This is a genomic window from Geomonas limicola, assembly GCF_014193675.1.
In the GTDB taxonomy this organism is placed as follows: domain Bacteria; phylum Desulfobacterota; class Desulfuromonadia; order Geobacterales; family Geobacteraceae; genus Geomonas; species Geomonas limicola.
The window spans coordinates 26,307-44,692 of the sequence record NZ_BLXZ01000012.1 but is presented as its reverse complement, the minus strand read 5'-3'; the positions used below and the strand labels follow the sequence as shown (position 1 = coordinate 44,692).

17 protein-coding genes are annotated in these 18,386 nt (G+C 62.6%); 5 read left to right on the top strand and 12 right to left on the bottom strand.

Translation table 11 applies throughout. The features are described from left to right. Positions 1-122: 122 nt before the first annotated feature. The 8 genes from H7688_RS21985 to H7688_RS21950 form a co-directional block, all read right to left on the bottom strand. Positions 123-1,364: a DUF1015 domain-containing protein gene (locus H7688_RS21985; protein WP_183363404.1), complete on the bottom strand. Its 1,242-nt coding sequence runs from the start codon at positions 1,362-1,364 to the stop codon at positions 123-125. Positions 1,365-1,427: 63 nt separating this feature from the next. Then, the gene (locus H7688_RS21980; RefSeq protein ID WP_183363402.1) at positions 1,428-2,270 is read right to left on the bottom strand and encodes an NlpC/P60 family protein; all 843 of its coding nucleotides are present in this window, start codon (positions 2,268-2,270) and stop codon (positions 1,428-1,430) included. A gap of 62 nt (positions 2,271-2,332) precedes the next feature. Next, positions 2,333-3,449 (bottom strand): peptide chain release factor 2 gene (gene prfB / locus H7688_RS21975; RefSeq protein ID WP_183363400.1). Its coding sequence is split into 2 segments (ribosomal slippage): positions 2,333-3,379 and positions 3,381-3,449, totalling 1,116 coding nucleotides; the frame shifts between segments, so codons are not numbered across the junction. 77 nt (positions 3,450-3,526) lie between these two features. Further along, complete coding sequence (lnt, locus tag H7688_RS21970) at positions 3,527-5,086, bottom strand: apolipoprotein N-acyltransferase (protein WP_183363398.1); 1,560 nt, start codon at positions 5,084-5,086, stop codon at positions 3,527-3,529. Further along, on the bottom strand, positions 5,083-5,946 hold the full coding sequence (locus H7688_RS21965) for a hemolysin family protein (protein ID WP_183363397.1): 864 nt from the start codon (positions 5,944-5,946) through the stop codon (positions 5,083-5,085). The genes lnt and H7688_RS21965 overlap by 4 nt, the downstream gene beginning before the upstream one ends. Before the next feature lie 148 nt (positions 5,947-6,094). After that, positions 6,095-6,802, bottom strand: a complete 708-nt coding sequence (locus H7688_RS21960; RefSeq protein ID WP_183363396.1) for a diacylglycerol kinase — start codon at positions 6,800-6,802, stop codon at positions 6,095-6,097. A gap of 36 nt (positions 6,803-6,838) precedes the next feature. Beyond that, positions 6,839-7,228, bottom strand: a complete 390-nt coding sequence (gene ybeY, locus H7688_RS21955; protein ID WP_503826608.1) for an rRNA maturation RNase YbeY — start codon at positions 7,226-7,228, stop codon at positions 6,839-6,841. Continuing rightward, complete coding sequence (locus H7688_RS21950) at positions 7,191-9,551, bottom strand: HD family phosphohydrolase (protein ID WP_183363394.1); 2,361 nt, start codon at positions 9,549-9,551, stop codon at positions 7,191-7,193. The genes ybeY and H7688_RS21950 overlap by 38 nt, the downstream gene beginning before the upstream one ends. 240 nt (positions 9,552-9,791) lie before the next feature. Here H7688_RS21950 and eno point away from each other — a divergent pair, with 240 nt between their 5' ends. The 3 genes from eno to H7688_RS21935 all read left to right on the top strand — a co-directional run bounded on the left by eno (position 9,792) and on the right by H7688_RS21935 (position 12,561). After that, complete coding sequence (eno, locus tag H7688_RS21945; protein ID WP_183356584.1) at positions 9,792-11,081, top strand: phosphopyruvate hydratase; 1,290 nt, start codon at positions 9,792-9,794, stop codon at positions 11,079-11,081. A 175-nt stretch (positions 11,082-11,256) separates the two neighbouring features. Continuing rightward, complete coding sequence (locus H7688_RS21940) at positions 11,257-11,481, top strand: hypothetical protein (RefSeq protein WP_183363393.1); 225 nt, start codon at positions 11,257-11,259, stop codon at positions 11,479-11,481. 159 nt (positions 11,482-11,640) lie between these two features. Continuing rightward, positions 11,641-12,561 (top strand): RluA family pseudouridine synthase, encoded by a 921-nt coding sequence (locus tag H7688_RS21935; RefSeq protein ID WP_183363392.1) that lies wholly within the window; start codon positions 11,641-11,643, stop codon positions 12,559-12,561. Here the strand turns inward: H7688_RS21935 and H7688_RS21930 are convergent, their stop codons facing one another. After that, entirely contained in the window at positions 12,562-13,218 is a 657-nt protein-coding gene (locus H7688_RS21930) for a protein-L-isoaspartate(D-aspartate) O-methyltransferase (RefSeq protein ID WP_183363391.1), read from the bottom strand. Between the two features lie 47 nt (positions 13,219-13,265). Next, positions 13,266-14,678: a sigma-54-dependent transcriptional regulator gene (locus tag H7688_RS21925; RefSeq protein ID WP_183363390.1), complete on the bottom strand. Its 1,413-nt coding sequence runs from the start codon at positions 14,676-14,678 to the stop codon at positions 13,266-13,268. Positions 14,679-15,184: 506 nt separating this feature from the next. Between H7688_RS21925 and H7688_RS21920 the strand changes: the two genes are divergently transcribed. Both H7688_RS21920 and H7688_RS21915 read left to right on the top strand, forming a co-directional pair. Continuing rightward, positions 15,185-15,544: a transposase family protein gene (locus H7688_RS21920; RefSeq protein WP_183363389.1), complete on the top strand. Its 360-nt coding sequence runs from the start codon at positions 15,185-15,187 to the stop codon at positions 15,542-15,544. Positions 15,545-16,147: 603 nt separating this feature from the next. Further along, a complete protein-coding gene (locus H7688_RS21915; protein WP_183363388.1) occupies positions 16,148-16,639 on the top strand; it encodes a BCAM0308 family protein in 492 nt (163 codons plus the stop codon). Positions 16,640-16,768: 129 nt separating this feature from the next. On the opposite strand, the gene H7688_RS21910 is transcribed toward H7688_RS21915, so the two are convergent. Both H7688_RS21910 and rpsA read right to left on the bottom strand, forming a co-directional pair. After that, on the bottom strand, positions 16,769-16,996 hold the full coding sequence (locus tag H7688_RS21910; protein WP_183363387.1) for a DUF3820 family protein: 228 nt from the start codon (positions 16,994-16,996) through the stop codon (positions 16,769-16,771). Positions 16,997-16,999: 3 nt separating this feature from the next. Then, positions 17,000-18,199, bottom strand: coding sequence for a 30S ribosomal protein S1 (rpsA, locus tag H7688_RS21905; RefSeq protein ID WP_183363386.1), 1,200 nt, complete (start codon positions 18,197-18,199; stop codon positions 17,000-17,002). Positions 18,200-18,386 lie beyond the last annotated feature (187 nt).

Sequence of the window (18,386 nt, the reverse complement as noted above, 5' to 3'; positions counted from 1 at the left end):
ACAACGTTGGTCGTTTTTCTACAAGTAGTTTCAGCATCTTTGCAGCGAGTTTTCCAGATAGCAATCTGTGCGCCATCAAGAGTCCTGCAGCGGGCCCTGCCAAGCGGCCCGCTTTGCAGCGCCTAGTCCAGCAGGTGGACGAAGAGGCCGCTTCTCAGCTTCGGTTCGAACCAGGTGGACTTGGGCGGCATGATCTTGTCCACGTCCGCCAGGGCCATGAGTTCCTCGATCGAGGTTGGGAACAGCGAGAAGGCCACCTGGTACTCCTCGGAGTTCACCTCGCGCTCCAGCTCTGCCAGACCGCGGATGCCGCCGACGAAGTGGATGCGCTGGTCCGTGCGCGGGTTGCGGATCCCCAGCACCGGGCTTAACAGGTTGTCCTGCAGGATGGAGACGTCCAGCGACCCCACCGGGTCGTCGGCCGGGAAGGAGTCCTCGCGGGGGACCAGCTCGTACCATTTGCCGGAGAGGTACATGCCGAACTGGTGCCGACGGGTCGGGCTGAGCGCGGCGGAGACCGGGGTCACCTCGAAGCGCTCGGCGACCCGGGCCATGAACTCCGCCACGCTGCGGCCGTTGAGATCCTTCACCACCCTGTTGTAGGGCATGATGGTCATCTCGTTGTCCGGGAAGATGACGGTGAGGAAGAAGTTGTACTCTTCGCTGCCGCTGTGGTTGGCATTGGCCTCTTTCCTCAGGTCGCGCACCCGGCTCGCCGCCGCGCTCCTGTGGTGCCCGTCGGCGACGTAGAGGGTCGGAATCGCCGCGAAGCGCTCGGTGAGCATGGCGATTTTGGCAGGATCGTTCAAAAGCCAGAGGGTGTGGGAGACGCCGTCGCCGGTGGTGAAGTCGTAGAGCGGCTCCCCCTGGGTGACCTCGTCGACCGCCTGGGTGATGACCGCGTCGTTGCGGTAGGTGTAAAAGACCGGCTCGTCGTTCGCGTTCAGGGCGTCGATGTGGCGCACCCGGTCTTCTTCCTTGTCGGCCCGGGTAAGCTCGTGCTTTTTGATGGTGCCGTCCTGGTAGTCGTCGACCCCGGCGCAGACCACGAGGCCCGTCTGGGTGATGCCCCCCATCTTCTGGCGGTAGATGTAGTAGCACTCGGTGGCGTCCTGCACCAGCACCCCTTTATCGAGGAACACCTTCAGGTTCTCCGCGCCGCGGTCGTACACCTCGTCCGAGTGGATGTCCACCTGGTCGGGCAGGTCGATCTCCGGCCGCGAGATGTGCAGGAAGCTCACCGGGTTGCCGGCGGCCATGCCGCGGGCCTCGGCGGTGTTCATCACGTCGTAGGGGAGAGCTGCCACCTTATCGGCCAGCTCCTTGGTGGGGCGCACCCCTTTAAAAGGTTTGATAAATGCCATGCGTACTCCGATCTCGATGTCGTTAAGCGAACTAGCTGTTAAGTATCTTCAGCCGGCGTGCGGCTAGAAGTAGCGTTTGGCCCCGACGAAGCGCTTCAGGAAATACGCGTCGTCCATGGTGGAGACCTTGATGTCGTCGCCGCGCCGCGGGGCGTGCACGAAGCGGCCGTTGCCCACGAAGATGCCGACGTGGTTGATCTCTTCTGCCGAGCTGCCGAAGAAGACCAGGTCGCCGTCTTTAAGCTCCTCCTTGGCCACCACGTCCCCCACCTTGAACTGATCGCGGGAGGTGCGCGGGATGTTCACGCCGCAGAGGTTGTAGACCGCGCGGACGAAGCCGCTGCAGTCCATGCCGTCCACCACGGTGTCCCCGCCCCAGCGGTAGGGGATCCCGACGAAGCGTTCCGCGGTACGGGCCGCGATGGAGCCCATGTCGCTGCGGTCGCGACGCGGTTCGGCAGCGGGCTCCGCTTTCCGGACCGGCGGCGCCGGGACGGCAGCGACGGCCGAAGGACGGGGCGGCTTCTTCAGCGAAGGAGCCGGAGCTTTTTCCAGGACCGGCTCACGCATGGTTGTGGGAACTGCCGGCTTGGGGGGCGCGATGAAGTACGAGGAGATGACCCGCTCCTTCACCAGCCGGCGCGCGGTGCTGCTGGCATCCTCGCGGCGGAGGAAATCGCCGAAGCGGACCGCGTAGATGCCGTTTTCCCGCTTGAAGTAGAAGGCCTCGACCCCCTTCTCCTGGAGCTTGCGGGCGAGCCGCTCGGCATTTTTCACCTCGGAGAAGGCACCTACCTGGATGGTGAAGCCTACGTCCTTGAGACCGGCGCGCTGGGCGGCGCACCCCGTGGCGACCGAGGCGAGGAGGAAGATGCATCCCGCAAAAAAGCTTACATAGTTGGGCATTACCTGAATTCCTTTGCTACCGGCACTGCGTTCTTGCTGAATACGACTCTGGCCTGCTTAAGCTAGATGTCCTTGGTCTCGCGGCGCACTCCCATGAGGTAGGGGACCACGAAGTCCTCGAGAGCACCGTCCAGGACGGCGTCGGGGTTGCCGCTCTCCACCCCGGTTCTGAGGTCCTTCACCATCTTGTAGGGGTGCAGCACGTAGGAGCGGATCTGGCTCCCCCAGCCGATCTCCTTCTTCTCGCCGGCGATGTCGGCCGCCTTGGCCTCGCGCTCGCGCAACTCGAGCTCGTAGAGTTTGGAACGCAGCACCTTCATGGCGGTCGCCTTGTTGCTGTGCTGGCTGCGCTCGCTCTGGCAGGCAACCACGATCCCGGTGGGGATGTGGGTGATCCGGATCGCCGAGTCGGTGGTGTTGACGTGCTGACCGCCGGCGCCCGAGGAGCGGTAGGTGTCGATGCGCAGGTCGCTCTCCACGATCTTCACGTCGATGTCGTCTTCCTCGACGATCGGGAAGACGAAGACCGAGGCAAACGAGGTGTGGCGCCGTGCATTGGAGTCGAACGGCGAGATGCGCACCAGGCGGTGGATCCCCGCCTCCGCCTTCAGGTAGCCGTAGGCGAACTCGCCGCTCGCCGCAAAAGTACACCCTTTGAGCCCCGCCTCCTCACCGGCCTGGTAGTCGGTGATCTCGGTCTTCCACCCTTTCTTCTCGCAGTAGCGCAGGTACATGCGCAGAAGCATCTCGGCCCAGTCCTGGGACTCGGTCCCCCCCGCGCCGGCGTTGATGGAGACGAAGGCGCCCGAGGCGTCGTGGGGGCCCGAGAGCATGCGCCGGAACTCGGCGGCGCTCACGGCCTCTTCCAGCCGGCCATTCATGGCTGCGACGTCCTGAAGCGTCGCCTCGTCCTGCTCCTCGCTCCCCAACTCGATCAGCTCGCGGATGTCGGTTGCCTGCGTGTCGAGGGCCTCCCAGGTGGTGACGTCCTTCTCCAGCGCCATGCGCTCCTTGAGCACCTTCTGGGCCCGGTCGGCGTCGTTCCAGAAGTCGGGACTGGAGGTGAGTTCCTCCATCTCGAACATCCGCTCCTTCTTGCTATCTACGTCAAAGAGACCCCCGGAGTTTGTTGATCCGCTCGGCGAGCCCTTCTATCTTGGCGACTTCTTCTCTGAACATCGGTTGCGACTCCTTTTCTGATACTGCGCATAAGGCATGGAACAGCGGCCCACTATAGCAGGAATAGGCCTGCCGCGTCACGCATTTGCGGAAATTTTCTTGCGCCCCCGGTACCACAGGGAGAGTATCCCTCCCAGCGAGGTGGCCAGACAGGCCAGGGCAAAGAGGTCGCCATGGCGGCTGTAGAAGCTCCCGCCAGTCCCGCGGCGCACCTGGCCGGCCAGGGTGGCCTCCTGAAAAAGCTGTGTCATGCCGCGCACATGCCCTTTACTATCGATGATGGCCGAGATGCCGGTGTTCGCCGCGCGAACCAGCGGCACCCGGTTTTCCACGGCCCGGAACACGGTCATGGAGAGGTGCTGGTAGGGGGCCGAGGATCTCCCGAACCAGGCGTCGTTGGTGATGTTCACCAGAAGCCCCGCACCCTGGCGGACATAGGCCCGGGAAATTTCCGGGAAGATCCCCTCGAAGCAGACCAGGACGCCGATCTTGCCGGCTTCGGTATCGAGCGGCTTGAGGCTCCGCCCCGGTGAAAAGTCACCGATCCCCTCCACCAGCTTGTTCACAAAGGGAAACAGCCCCTTGAGCGGCACGTACTCACCGAAGGGGACCAGGTGCTGCTTGTCGCTTCTGCCCGCGAGCGCCCCGGACGGCGCGATCAAAAAGGCGCTGTTCAGGTAGCGGGTCAGCTCCCCCTCCCGCTCGAAGGCGGGGCTGCCGGCGACCAGGCAGCTCTTGAGCTCCGCGGCCAGGGACTGGACCCGCGCCGCATACTGCGGTTCGCTCTGCAGGAAGAATGGGAGCGCACTCTCCGGCCAGACCACCAGCGTCCCGGGGGTGCGGCACTCCTGGCGGGAGAGCCGCTCGTAGGTGTCGACGCTGGCGGCGGCAAAGGCGGGGTCCCATTTGAGCTGCTGCGGGACGTTCCCCTGCACCAGGAGGACCCGTTCCAGCGGACCCGGCTCCGGGCGGTTCAGCGCCTCAAATCCGTAGCCAAGCGTGGCGGCCACCAGGACAAGCAGGGCGAGGAAGCTGCGCACCGGGTAATACGCGTCCGAGCGTCTGAGCCAGAGCCACATCCTGAAGAAGACCAGGTTGGCGAAGGCCACCAGGAAGCTCACGCCGTACACCCCGGTGATGTCCGAGATCTGGATGAGCGGCAGGGTGCGGTACTGCGAGTAGCCGAGGTTGGCCCAGGGAAAACCGGTCAACAGGAAGGAGCGCATCAGCTCTGCCGCCACCCACAGGACCGGAAAGGAGCAGAGCGAAGAGATGCCGCCCAGTTCCCCTGTCCTGGCGAGCCAGAGCACCAGCGCCGGGTAGAGGGCAAGGTAGGCCGCCAGCACCAGGTAGAGGAGCGCGCTCAGCGCACTCGGGAGTTTCCCGTAGCTGACCATCACGATGTTGAGCCAGTACAGGATCCCCAGGTAGGCGACCAGGCCGGCAAGGAAACCGAGCTGGGCGGCACGCGCGGGGGTCGCCTCCTTGGCGGCACTGAACAGCGGCACCAGGGCACACCAGGCCAAAAGCGAGATGCCCGGGTTCGGAAAGGAGAGCGCCAGGAGCACTCCGGAAGTCAGCGCCAGGAGCAGGGGCCCCCAGGCAACGCGTTTCCCGGGGACGAGGAGGTCGGTCACGGCTGCTCCGTATCCTTGTCCGGCGCGCCCTGGTCACGCTTTACGATGCGGACCCGGCTGATGCGCCGTTCGTCCGCTTCCAGCACGGTGAGTTCCAGCGCATCGCTTACAAAGATCTCGCCAGCACAGGGGATGCGTCCGGCCAGGTGGAAGATGAGCCCCCCCACGGTCTCGAACTTCTCCCGTTCGATCTCCACGTCGAAGTGCTCCTCGAGCTCCTCGATGGGGAGCCGGCCGTCCACCACGATGGCGCCGTCCGCCTCCTCGGCCAGCATCTCCTCCTCGAGGTCGTACTCGTCCTGGATGTCACCCACGATCTGCTCCAGGAGGTCCTCGATGGTCACCAGGCCGGCGGTCCCCCCGTACTCGTCGATGACCACCGCGAGGTGCACCCGGCGTTTCTTGAAGTCGTGCAGGAGCGCTTCGAGGTCCTTGGTCTCGGGGACGAAGTAGGGGGCCCGCAGGAGCTTCCTGAGTTCAACCTGGTCGTCGGGGAGCCCCCAGTACCTGAGCAGGTCCTTCGCGTAGAGCAGGCCGATGATGTTGTCGATGGTCCCTTGGTAGACCGGAAGTCGGGAGTGGCCGCAGGCGATAATCTCCTTGAGGACCTCGCTCAAGCGCATGTCGGAAGACAGGCAGGCCATCTCGGTGCGCGGCAGCATGATCTCGCGCACCACCGAGTCGCGCAGGGTGAGGATGGAACGGATCATCGCGTTTTCCTCCTCGTTGATGACCCCCTCTTCCTCTCCGGCGTCCATGATCTCCTGGATCTCGGCCTCGGTCACCCTCTTCTTGCCGTAGAGGAACCTGCCCAGAAGGTCTATGAGCCCACCGTTTTTCCGTCCGTTTTCCTCATCCAAGGGATGTTTGCCTCCGTTCGTAGCCATTGTCGCGTCGGGATACTGACCACTTTGTCAGCCCTGTCTCTTCCTCCCTGTTCTCCCACCAGCCGGCGGGGGTAGTTCTCTGTCTTGATGCCGGCCAGCCCGGCGCGCGTTGTGATCCGGTTCAGCCAAAGGCGTGAAACACACTGGTCACCGCGACGGTCACCAGCGTCCCCGTCAAGGCGCCCATCACCACCTCCCGGGTGCTGTGGATCTGCAAAAGGAGCCGCGAGTGGCTCACCATCACCGCCAGGACGAAGCACAAAAGCGAGGTGAGCGGGTCCTGGGTGTTGAAAGAGATGCTGGTGGCGATGGAAAAGGCGACCGCCGCGTGCCCGCTGGGCACCCCCCCCTTGAGCGGCGTCCCCTTGCCGGTCAGGGACTTCAGGATGATCACCGTGATGAGCACCATGATGACCGACACGACGGTTCCCAGCTCGGAACTGGTGCCGACCATGGCGAGCACTCCCCGATGAAATGGAAACAGGTACTTGGCAAGGACCAGGTACCCGAGGATGGCGGTCCCGAAGGCCGCCACCAGTACGGCTCCCGCCGCCACGTCCTTGGCCACCTTGGCCATCGGATGAAACTCCGGCGAGATCATGTCGACCACCACCTCGATGGCGGTGTTGAGGAGTTCGGCGAACAAAACGAAGGAGATCGCCAGCGCGATCAGCATGAACTCCATCGGGGTGACCCGTACCAGGAGGGCCGCGGTCATGACCACGAGCGCCGCGGCGAAGTGACGCCGCATGTGCTTTTGGGTGCGCACCGTGTAGAGGATCCCCTCTATCGCGCAGTTGACCGATTCAATGAAGCGGGTCGGCTTCACCCTCCCCCTCCCGATGCGGGTATCCGGCCGAAGCCGCTAGACAAGCCCTTCCTCGACGAGTTGGGCGAAGATCTCGCGCTCGCGCTTTTCCATGCGGGCCGCCTCGGCCTCGCCGCTTCTCTCGTGATCGTAGCCGGTGATATGCAGGATGCCGTGCAAGAGCAAAAAGCAGAGCCGGTTCCAGTAGGTTTCGCCCGCCTCGTCGGCCTCGCGCGCCGCGGTGTCGGCGGAGATCACCACGTCACCCAGCATCTGCGGGTTCAGCTCCCCGAACTCCCCTTCCTGCATGGCGAAGGAGATCACGTTGGTGGCCTTGTCGCGCCCAAGATAGTCGCGGTTCAGGGTCCGGATCGAGCGATCCCCGACCACGGTGACCGAGAGTTCGGCCTCAGGACATCCCAAGGCGTCTAAGATCCTCTGTGCCACCTTTCTGAACGCCGGAATCCCGACTGGGTTCCGCTTTTGGCGGTTCGCTATCACTATCTTCTGGGGACTTCTTGGCACAGCTCTTCTCCTTGTAGGCAGGTTCCGGGTAGTCGATCCGGTGGTGGTAGATCCCGGCCAGGATCTGGTTGAAGCTCTTGGCTATCTCGTGCAGGTTTTTAAGGGTCAGTTCGCACTCGTCGAGCTGCCCGTCCATGAAGATGTTGTTGATGATCTTCTGCACCATCCCCTGGATGCGCGCAGGTGTCGGATCGACCAGGGTGCGGCTCGCCGCCTCGACGCAGTCGGCCAGAAGCACCAGTCCCGCCTCGCGGGTCTGCGGTTTCGGCCCCGGGTAGCGGAAGTCGCGCTCGTCCACCGGCGGCGCCCCGGGAGTCTCCATCCCCTTCGCCTTCAGGTAGAAGTAGCTGATGAGGCTGGTGCCGTGCGACTGGCGGATGATGTCGATGATCGGGCGCCCCAGCCGGTACTCGCGGGCCAGCTCCACCCCTTCCTTCATGTGCGAGATGAGGATGAGCGCGCTCATGCTGGGCGAGAGCTTGTCGTGGCGGTTCTCGCCGTCGCGGATGTTCTCGATGAAGTAGAGCGGCTTTTTGAGCTTCCCGACGTCGTGGTAGTAGGCCGCGACCCGGCCCAGGAGGGGGTTGGCGTTGATCGCCTCGGCCCCCGCCTCGACCAGGTTGCCGACCAGCACGCTGTGGTGGTAGGTGCCGGGAGCCCGGATCATCAGCTCGCGCAACAGCGGGGAGTTCAGGTTGGCGAGTTCGAGGAGCTTTACGTCGGTGGTGTACTGGAAGAGTGCCTCCACCAGGGGAACCGTCCCCGAGACGAAGACCGCATTGAGGAAACCGCCGAAGAAGGCGAAGCCGATGCAGTAGAGGGTCTGCAGCGACATCGGGTTGTCGCCGTAGATGTGGAAGCAGAGCGCCACCGCCACGTTGACCACGCTCACCTTGAGCCCGGCCGAGTAGATGGTGCCGCGCTCCTTGCACTGGCGCACCCCGTGCGCGCCGACGATGCCGCCCAAAAGGGCGTAGATCACCACCGGCAGCGAGTTGTTCATCATGATCCCCAGAAGCGGCGCACAGATGGAGCAGTAGACCAGGGCCACTTCCGAGTTCAGGATGATCCGGACGATGATGCTGCCGGCGGCAAAGGGGAACAGGTAGAAATAGCTCGCCGTGTCGATGCTGGGGAAGACCCCGCCGAGAGCGGTGGAGACGGCGAACAGGAACTTGAGCCCGGCGAAGTTGGCGACGGTCAAAAGCGCCAGGAACATGATGTCCTTGTTCGTCGGGTTGAACTTGCGGATGTTCTTGCGGGCGAAGCGGTACGGCGAGTAGGAGAGCACGAGAATCAGCCCGAATACCCCGACTCCGGTAAGTAGCGGGGTCAGGTTCTTGGACTTGTACATCTTCTCGAGCTTCAGCGCCTGTTCGGCGGAGACCCGTTCGCCCACGCGCACCACCATCTCGCCGCGTTTCAGCTTGAAGAGCACCGGGCGTACCGCGGCACGCGCCTCCCCCTTCTTATCCTCGGAGGCGTCGCGGTCGAAGGAGAGGTTGGGCGAGAGCATGCGCAGCGCCACTCCCTTCAAGAGCTCCAGGTCCCGGGACTGACCGCCGTAGGTAAGGTGCGCTGCGGCGAAGTTCCGCCTGGCGGTAGCGAGGTCGATGACCGCCGCATAATCGCCGGCCGCCACCTCCTGCCGGGTCCCGGGATCGATCACCTGGATGCCGTGCTTGCGGTTGGCACTGAACTTCGCCAGGTCCGCGACGATGCGCTGCCGGTAAAACGGCGCCACCTGGCGTCCCAGGTCGGCGAGGAAGGCCCGGGAATCCTTGATGCGCGCCAAGGCGCCGAACTCCTGGTCGGTCAGGTCCGGCACCAGCACCTCGGCAACCGCCTGGCGCCCTTTTTCACGCAACAGGGCGAAGGCCTGTTCGAAGCGGCTGACGATCTCCAGGTTCGCGTTGGGATCCAGGCTGTAGACGTAGGGCGCCGTCGCTTCGGCCTCCGCACGCTTCTTCTCGGTGAGGAGCAGGTCCTCGATCAGGTAGTCCTGCGAGGCGCGGATATCGGAGGTAGCGATGTCCCCCTCGCGGAACTTTACGGTGAGGAGTTGCGGGCTGGGAATGATGAGCAGGGTGAGGAATAAGGCGGTGGCGAATAGGAGGGTGATGCGGGTGCTTTTTTGATATTTTTCACCGGAGAACGCGTCGGCGAACTTCTCCAGCCAGCAGGTACAGAGCTGGGCGACGGAGGTTTTGTCGTTTTTTTGTTTATCGCCGTTTTCGGTGGGCATTATTTCCAGTGGTTCCCATGTCGTAGGCAAAAGCCGCCGGGAAGCAGACAAGGAGCCAATATATCCTCTTTGGCCTTTTTCTGTCAATGGAAACGACGGTGGCGCAGCCGAGTCCCCCTGCCCGCGGCTCTAGTTAATAAAAATTTAAAAAACCGCTTACCATTTGTCGCCGGATGTGATATAAACCAGGGCTCCATTGGCAGGTAAAACTGCCGCCATTAACAAAACGCGGGGGGAAAAATGAGCCAGATTACCGAAGTGTACGCCAGAGAGATCCTTGATTCCAGGGGGAATCCGACCTTGGAGGTCGAAGTGTTCCTCGATTCGGGTGCCATGGGGAGGGCTGCAGTCCCGTCCGGCGCTTCGACCGGCGAGCGCGAGGCACTGGAACTGCGCGATGGGGACAAGGGGCGCTACCTGGGTAAAGGGGTCCTCAAAGCGGTCTCCAACGTGAACGACATCATCGCCGACGAGATCACGGGCATGGACGCCACCGATCAGGCAGGAATAGACAACCGCATGCTGGCCCTGGACGGCACCGAGTTCAAAAGCCGCCTGGGCGCGAACGCCATCCTGGGCGTTTCGCTGGCAGTCGCCAAGGCAGCCGCCGAGGAAGTCGGCCTGCCCCTGTACCAGTACCTGGGGGGCGCGAACGCGAAAGAGCTGCCGCTGCCGATGATGAACATCATCAACGGTGGAGCGCACGCGGACAACAACGTCGACATCCAGGAATTCATGATCATGCCGGCCGGCGCCAAGAGCTTCAAGGAGGCGCTGCGCATGGGTGCCGAGATCTTCCACGCCCTGAAGTCCGTCCTCAAGGGGAAAGGGTACAACACGGCCGTGGGCGACGAGGGTGGCTTCGCACCGAACCTCAAGTCCAACGAAGAGGCGCTGGAAGTGATCATGGAAGCAATCGTCAAGGCCGGCTACAAGCCGGGTGAAGAGGTGCTGCTGGCGCTTGACGTCGCATCCTCCGAGCTCTTCGAGAACGGCGTGTACACGCTGGAGAACGAGGCACAGCCCAAGAAGACCCCGACCGAACTGGTCGACTTCTACGAGAACCTGGTGAACAAGTACCCGATCGTCTCCATCGAGGACGGCATGGCCGAGAACGACTGGGACGGCTGGAAGCTTCTGACCGAGCGCCTGGGCAAGCGCATCCAGATCGTGGGCGACGACCTGTTCGTCACCAACCCCTCCATCCTGAAGGAAGGGATCAAGAAGGGGATCGCCAACTCGATCCTGATCAAGCTGAACCAGATCGGCACCCTGACCGAGACCCTCGACGCCATCGAGATGGCCAAGCGCGCCGGTTACACCTGCGTCATCTCGCACCGCTCCGGCGAGACCGAGGACACCACCCTGGCCGACCTCTCCGTCGCGGTGAACGCGGGCCAGATCAAGACCGGTTCGCTGTGCCGCACCGACCGCGTCTGCAAATACAACCAGCTGCTGCGCATCGAGGACGAACTGGACGAAGTGGCCCAGTTCCGCGGCGCCGAGGTCTTCTACAACCTCAAGAAGTAGGAAGCGACCGCCAGTGCAGGACACGAAGGCGCACCCCACGCGGGGTGCGCCTTTTTTTGCGTCTCGCGGATTATCTGCCGGAAAAAGTCCTCAATGCTATACTGCAGGAAGTACGGCGTGGCTGCCCGGGGTACTGGCTCCGACCACCAGGGCGGCTCACAAGGAGGTACCAACCATGGCATGCACGGACGAGAAACACAAAGAACATATCTGCGCGTTGACGGCGGCCGGCGAAACGGACCTGGTTCACGAATTGGCCCTGCACCCCACCTTCGAATGTGGCAACTGCGGCGCCAAAGTAAGCGACCAGGACCGGGTCTGTGATCCGGTGTCGCTGCCTGACATCGCCGGGCTAGGAGACGGTGCCGACAACGTCGGCACCAAGGTGGGGCAGACCTGAAAAGCGGCGGATCGTGAAATCACAGGCAAGGAAGCACGCTTCCTTGCCTTTTTTATGTCTGCAACCTGGCGCCTCGGCAGGGTAGACCGGAGAGCACCGGAGCTGCCCCCGGCAACGTCAGCCTTGCAGGGTGCCCTCAATGAGGCTATACTCCCGCGCATGTTAACTTACGAGATATCGGCCCACGACCACCTGCGGCGCGTCGACAGCTTCCTGCGCAACCTGATGCCCACCGCACAGTTCTCCTACCTGAAAAAGCTGCTGAACACCGGGCACCTCACCGTGAACGGGTCTGCCCCCACGCCCGAGCAACTCCTCAAGCAGCACGACCTGGTGCATCTGAAGGAGAGCGGCAAGACCGTCGCCTTCGTCGCCAAAGAGCCTCCCGAGCTGGACATCCTTTTCGAAGACACCTGGATCATCTGCTTCAACAAGGCGCCCGGCTTGCCGGTGCACCGCACCGAAGACGCCAGCGAGGCGAACCTGGTGGACCTGGCGGAGAGCTTTTTGAAACGCAGGGACGGGACGAGCCGCCTGAGGCCGGTGAACCGGTTGGACCGCGGCACTTCCGGAGCGATACTGCTCGCCAAGAGTGCTGTGGCGGCGGGGATGTTCGGGAAGATGATACAGAACGAAGGGCTGGGGAAACTGTACCTGGCAATGGTGGAAGGAAAACTGCCTGCAGAAGGTATGATCGATTTCCCGCTGGACGGGAAGGAGTCCCAGACCCGCTACCTGCGGCTGTCGCAGGGGAGTTCCGGGGCCCTCGTTGCGGTGTACCCGCTGACCGGGCGGATGCACCAGATTCGGCAGCACTTCAAGATGCTCGGGCGCCCGATTCTGGGGGACAAGCGCTACGGCGGCCGCCCCCTTCCCGGCTTTACCGGGCACCTCTTGCACTCCTTCGTCACGCAACTGGTGCACCCGGCGACCGGGGAGGCACTGGTGATTCCGGCCCCGCTTCCCGCTCCGCTGCTGCAGACCCTCACCCGTCTCACCGGGTTAAAGGAAGAAACCCTGCTCAAACGGTTGGAGGAGGTTCCTCCTGCCGAAGCCCCCTCCCCTTCCGAAGCGGAGTAGCTACCACCCCTGTTCTCCGATGAGCGGCACGAAACGCACCGCTCCCAGATCTTCGCGCCGGTACTCGCCCTCCCCGATGCGCCGCACCCGCACCAGGTTTTGCAGCTGCTGGGTGGCGCCAACCGGGATCACCAGACGTCCCCCGGGGGCCAACTGCTCCAAGAGCGCCCCGGGGACCTCCGGCGCCCCGGCGGTGACCACGATCCCCTGGTAGGGCGCCTGCTCCCGCCACCCCAGCGTCCCATCCCCCAGATGCACCGTCACGTTTGCGTAGCCGAATTCCTCGAGCCTGCTGCGGGCCGCTTGCGCCAGCACCGCAATGCGCTCCACGGTGTACACCTGCGCCGCGCAGCGGCTTAACACCGCCGCGGCGTACCCCGAACCGGTACCGATCTCGAGCACCCGCTCGCCCCCCTCGAGCTCCAGGGCCTCGATCATGAAGGCCACGATGTAGGGTTGGGAAATGGTCTGGCCGGCAGCGATAGGAAGGGGGGAATCGTCGTAGGCGAAGGCGTGCATCTCGTCGGGGAGGAAGGACTCGCGCGGGACCTCGCGCATGGCCGAGAGCACCCGGGGATCGCGGATGCCGCGTCCCATCAGGTGTTCACGGATCATGCGTTCCTTGGCCGATTGGTTATTGAGGTTCCACCTGTCCATACCCCCTCCGACCGCACAATGGTATCACAGCAGGAACGGGCGACAAATCAGCCTTTCAGCCGTTTGTTCAGGGTCTGGCGCCCCATGCCGAGGAGCCTGCTGGCGCCTCCGAGGTTACCTCCGGAGAGCTGCATGGCCTCCTTGATCATGTACTCCTCGATTTCGTCGACGGTGGGGAAATGACCGAAGATGACGGCCAGCGGGTCGTCGTCCGTGACGGCAGCGGTACTGGTAGGGGGTGGAGCCAGGAGACGCTCGTCGCCGATCACCGCGCGGAAGCTCTCCATGGAGAGGATACCCGAGGTATGGCGCACCACGGCATCGAAGACCAGGGCCTCGAGTTCGCGCACGTTCCCCGGAAAGTGGTACAGCGACAACAGCACGGCGAGCTCAGGCGGCGGGGTGGGCTTTTTCTTGTTGATACGCTCGGCCACCAGTCCCAGGAAATGGTCCAAAAGCAGCGGGAGGTCGTCCAGCCGCTCGCGCAGAGGGGGGAGATGGATGCGGTGCCCGCAGAGCCGGTAGTAGAGGTCGTTGCGGAACTTGCCCGCGGCGATCAGCCCCTGCAGGTCACGGTTGGTCGCCATGACGATGCGGGCGTTGCTCTTCTTGGCAAAATCCGACCCCACCGGGTAATATTCCTGCTCCTGCAAAAGGCGCAGAAGTTTCACCTGGCTCAGCTCGTTGAGGTCGCCGATCTCGTCCAAAAAGAGCGTTCCACCCGAGGCGCGGGTGATCAGGCCGTCGCGGCTCTGGTCGGCACCGGTGTAGGCGCCTTTTTTGTGCCCGAACAGGGTGTCCGAGAACATGTTGTCGTCGAGACCGGCTGCGTTAAGGGCCACGTACTCGCCGCTGCAACCGCTCAGGTCGTGGATGGCGCGGGCGATCAGTTCCTTGCCGGCACCGGTCTCACCGGTGATCAGGATCGGCTGCCGGGTCACCGCCACCATCTCGATGTACTGGAAGATGGCGCGCATCTTCTTGTTCCCGGTGACGATGGCAGTAAAGGCCTCGGGGTGATCCAGGCGGTCGGTGAGCAGGCGCTGGGTGAGGTCCGAGAGTTCGCGGGAAAGGTTGCGCATCTCCAGCGCCTTCCCGACGCAGGTGACCAGGCGGCGCGAGTCTACCGGCTTCACCAGGTAGTCGAAGGCCCCGGTCTTCACGCACTCCACCACGGTCTCGATCTCGTCGTCAGCCGTGACGATGATGACGGGTATGTGAGGGTGGTCGTGGATGATCTTGGGGAGCAGCTCCATGCCGGAGGGGGACGGCATGTGCAGGTCGAGGACCAGGACCGCGACCGGTTCCTCGGCCAGGTACTGCAGCACCTTACTGCTGTCGCTCAAGGTACGGACCTCGTCGATCCCGCTCCCCTGCAGGCAGAGCCTCGACGTGGTGAGAATCCGTTCCTCGTCATCGACCAGCAGCACCTGTTTTCTGAGGCCGTTCATCTGGGTCATGCACTGCTCCGTCGGCTGTGGGTTTGGTGCAGCCAGCGCTGCGGGTTGGCAGGGCGATTTTCAAGGCACGTGCCAAAAAGCTGGAAACCTGCGGTGCGGCAGCGCCAAAGCCTCGGCCTTGCCTGGAAGGCCAGGGGGCGATTCTATAGGGGTGCCACATTTATTACAACTGCAAAAAAGGTGACAGACCGCGAGAATGCTGAAAACAGGGGCGGCACGGTGAAAGCTGACTAAACCCTGCAACGATTTCTTGGCACCGATCATAAGCACACCGACCGGCAGGAATAGAGCTTTAATGCGGGCTGGAAGTGGATACCGGGTGATGGCATGCTCGTTGCTAAAGGATATCGAGCATTTACCCCCCACAAGGTGTCCGACAATGCCACATCACCACTCGACGGATCAGAGGTTTACCCATGGATTATCCCGCAATTTTCTCGGCCACGCTGGGGCTGCACCATCCTTGGCACATTGTTTCGGTGACCTTTGGGCGGGACGAGAGGCGCATGGACATCCGTCTGGACGTTTTTCTGGGGAACCTTTTCACCTGCCCCTGCTGTGGCAAGCCGACCCCCCCCTGCGGGTTCGAGGAAGAAACCTGGTTCCATGAGGACTTCTTCGGGTATGCCACCTACCTCAACGCCCGGGTGCCGCAACTGCAGTGCAGCGCCGGGATCCTCTCCGCCGACCGCCCCTGGTCCCGTACCGGTTCGCGCTTCAGCCGGCTGTTGCCGACCGGTGCCGTGGTGACCGCCCTCGCGGCAGGCGAGTTGGAACCGGGCGCGGAAGCCGGCGTGCCCCACAGCACCTCCGAGTCGAGAGTGTCACAGCCGGTCCCTGCGCTGGCTCTCAGCAGGAACTGTTGACTCACCCTACCCCCAAGCGTAGAATGAAGTTGTAACGAAGCAAGCTCTTTGAAAACAACTCTGGGGTACAGGCAAGGGTGATTCTGAGGAAGCTGTCGATACAACTTTCTTGTGATTCTCAGGTTCAGACGTGGTGAGCAATTCAGTTCAAGAATATGCCTGAAACGTTTTCCGGGGGAATGCTAGAAACAAGGGCAGATGTCTCATATATCCTTTACGGTACTTTGGAGTTGGTAACTGGCGTATCAGGAGATCAAGCCGGAAGGCGTAGATTCTCATCCGCCATGCGCGTAAAAACCGCTTCAAAAAGGGGACAGCCAAAAGGGTTCACCGGGGCTTACCTGGTCACCGGGTGAGCAGGTACTCCGACCTCCGATTAGCAGCCCACCGACGGATTAGATTAAAGCATCTCGAAATGAACGCCAGTTACACTTTGCGAAAAAGCCCGACGCCGAAGGTATCGGGCTTTTTTTGTGCCCCCAGCTGGGCAACCGGGGAGGGGATGCTGGGCGGAACCGCCTGATTTTCTGGAGAAAGCGCTCTTCCCCACGTGCTGCGATGCTATACTGGGGTTGACCACAGAGAGTGTCGAGGAGGCTCATTATGGCACACAAACGTAAAGGACCACCGGAAGAAAACCGGTTGAGAACGATCCGCAGCCCGCACGTCTACCTCCAGCAGCGGGGACTGCCGGAAGATGCCCTGTGCAAAGGATGTGGCCTGGTTTACCGCAGTAAAAGGTGGCAGCTGGGCCACCCCGAGGGACCGCCCAGCTGCGAGGTGCTCTGCCCGGCCTGCCAAAGGATGAAAGATCATAACCCCGGCGGGGTCGTCACCCTTTCCGGTCCCTACCTGGCCGAGCACAAGAAAGAGATACTGAACACCATCCGACACGAGGAACAACGGTCCCGGGAGAAAAACCCGATTGGTCGCATCATGGAAATCCGGGAGGAGGGGGACCACATCACGGTAACCACGACCGAAGACAAGCTGGCCCAGAAACTGGGGCGCGAAGTGTACAAGTCCCAACGGGGGGAACTGCAGTACCAGTGGACCCACGACCTGAACCAGGTCCGGGTGAACTGGATGCGCTAGATACGTTCCTGCCACCGGGCTGGCAGCGCTCCAAGTAAAGGGGACAACTCGCAAGAGAGTCCTCGACAACTTTTTCGGGCATGAAAAAAGCCCTCTCGATATCCGAGAGGGCTTTTTTGTTGTACAGCGTCAGCGTATTTTCAGCGGGGCGAACAGGTACTCCAGGCCGTTCAACTTGATTTCGTACAGGCACTGCAGCAGCTCGCCCAACTCGCCATTCGGGAAACCCTGTTGGCGGAACCAGACCAGGTATGGCTCGGGAAGATCTACCAAGAGAGTCCCGGCGTACTTGCCAAACGGCATCTTGGTGCGGGCCAGCTTGAGTAGAAAGCCGGGATCCGGGAAGATCTCCTGCACCGATTAGCCTTTGTTGAGCTTCGCTTTGAGCAGGTCGCCCAAGGTCCCCATCCCTTTGGGTGCCTCTGCCGCGCTGGCGCGGAAGGCGTTCAGGGAGTCGGCCTGCTCCTGCTCGGCACGGCTCACCGAGGCGAGCGACAGCGAGATACGACGCTGCTCGCGGTCCACACCCTCGACTTTCACCTCAATTTCCTGCCCCTCGGAGAGCACTTCGCGGGGGTGCTGGATGCGCTTGCCTGCCCCCAGCTTGGAGATGTGGATCAGACCGTCGACACCGTCAGCCAGGGTGACGAAGGCGCCAAACGGGGTGAGACGGGCGACTTTGCCATTGTGGAAGGTCCCTTCCGGGAAGGCGCCGGCAGCCTCTTCCCAGGGATCGGCCAGGGTATCCTTGAGCGAGAAGGAGATGCGGTCCTTGTCCCAGTCGATGGACTTCACGACCAGATCGAGTTCCTGCCCTACGCTCAAAACCTCGCTCACGTGGTTTACGCGGGTCCAGCCCACCTCGGATACCGGGAGCAGCCCCTCTACCGAGCCGATCGAGACGAAGGCACCGAAGTCGCGCAGCGAGGTGACCGTGCCGTGCACCTTCTGGCCTACCTGCAGGGTCTCCTTGAGAGACTCTTTCTGCTGGCGCAGCTCCTCCTCGAGGAGTGCACGGTGCGACAGGACGATGTTGCGCCCCTTCTCACCGTACTCGGTGATCATGAAGGGGAGATGCTTGCCGATCAGGGCCGCAGTGTCCTGTACCCGGCGCAGCGCAACCTGGGAGAACGGGCAGAAGGCGCGCGAACCGGCGACCTTAACCTCGAAACCGCCCTTGATCTCCTTCTCAATGACCCCTTGCACCGGAATTCCGTTGGCGTAGGCCTCCTCAAGCTGGGCATTGCCTGCCGAGCCACCGGCACCACCGATCTTGGTCGTGAAGCGCATCTCGTTGTTGCGCGAGGAAATGAACCAAGCGGTCACCTTGTCACCGACCTGCACGGTCAGGTTGCCTTCGGCGTCCATGAGTTCCTTTATATCGAGGACACCTTCGCCTTTGCGGCCGGTGTCCAGAAACACCCACTCCTTGGCGATCTTCAGAACCGTTGCTTCCACCTTGTCACCCGGTGCCAGGCGACCGGCGTCCTTCTGGCTCGCCTCGAACAGCTCGGCGAAACTCTCTTCGCCGGTTTCCATCTCATCCAACATTTCGTCCATTGTTGAGTACCTCATCACTGAATTGTCTGCCGTCGGGCATCACACGAGCATACAGGGCACCCCACACCCTTGTCAACCACCGGTTTGCAATGCGCCGGACCCGGCGAAAACACAGCCCGGCTGAGCGCTGTCAGAGGCAGCGGCAGGAAGGGGTATACATTATTTTTCTCATAATGCCACATCAGAG

Coding starts and splice junctions, on each gene's coding strand:
- H7688_RS21935 (WP_183363392.1), top strand. CDS start 11,641: ATGTTAACTTACGAGATATCGGCCCACGACCACCTGCGGCGCGTCGAC.
- H7688_RS21940 (WP_183363393.1), top strand. CDS start 11,257: ATGGCATGCACGGACGAGAAACACAAAGAACATATCTGCGCGTTGACG.
- H7688_RS21925 (WP_183363390.1), bottom strand. CDS start 14,678: ATGACCCAGATGAACGGCCTCAGAAAACAGGTGCTGCTGGTCGATGAC.
- H7688_RS21915 (WP_183363388.1), top strand. CDS start 16,148: ATGGCACACAAACGTAAAGGACCACCGGAAGAAAACCGGTTGAGAACG.
- H7688_RS21930 (WP_183363391.1), bottom strand. CDS start 13,218: ATGGACAGGTGGAACCTCAATAACCAATCGGCCAAGGAACGCATGATC.
- H7688_RS21950 (WP_183363394.1), bottom strand. CDS start 9,551: ATGCCCACCGAAAACGGCGATAAACAAAAAAACGACAAAACCTCCGTC.
- H7688_RS21920 (WP_183363389.1), top strand. CDS start 15,185: ATGGACATCCGTCTGGACGTTTTTCTGGGGAACCTTTTCACCTGCCCC.
- rpsA (WP_183363386.1), bottom strand. CDS start 18,199: ATGGACGAAATGTTGGATGAGATGGAAACCGGCGAAGAGAGTTTCGCC.
- eno (WP_183356584.1), top strand. CDS start 9,792: ATGAGCCAGATTACCGAAGTGTACGCCAGAGAGATCCTTGATTCCAGG.
- H7688_RS21985 (WP_183363404.1), bottom strand. CDS start 1,364: ATGGCATTTATCAAACCTTTTAAAGGGGTGCGCCCCACCAAGGAGCTG.
- H7688_RS21980 (WP_183363402.1), bottom strand. CDS start 2,270: ATGCCCAACTATGTAAGCTTTTTTGCGGGATGCATCTTCCTCCTCGCC.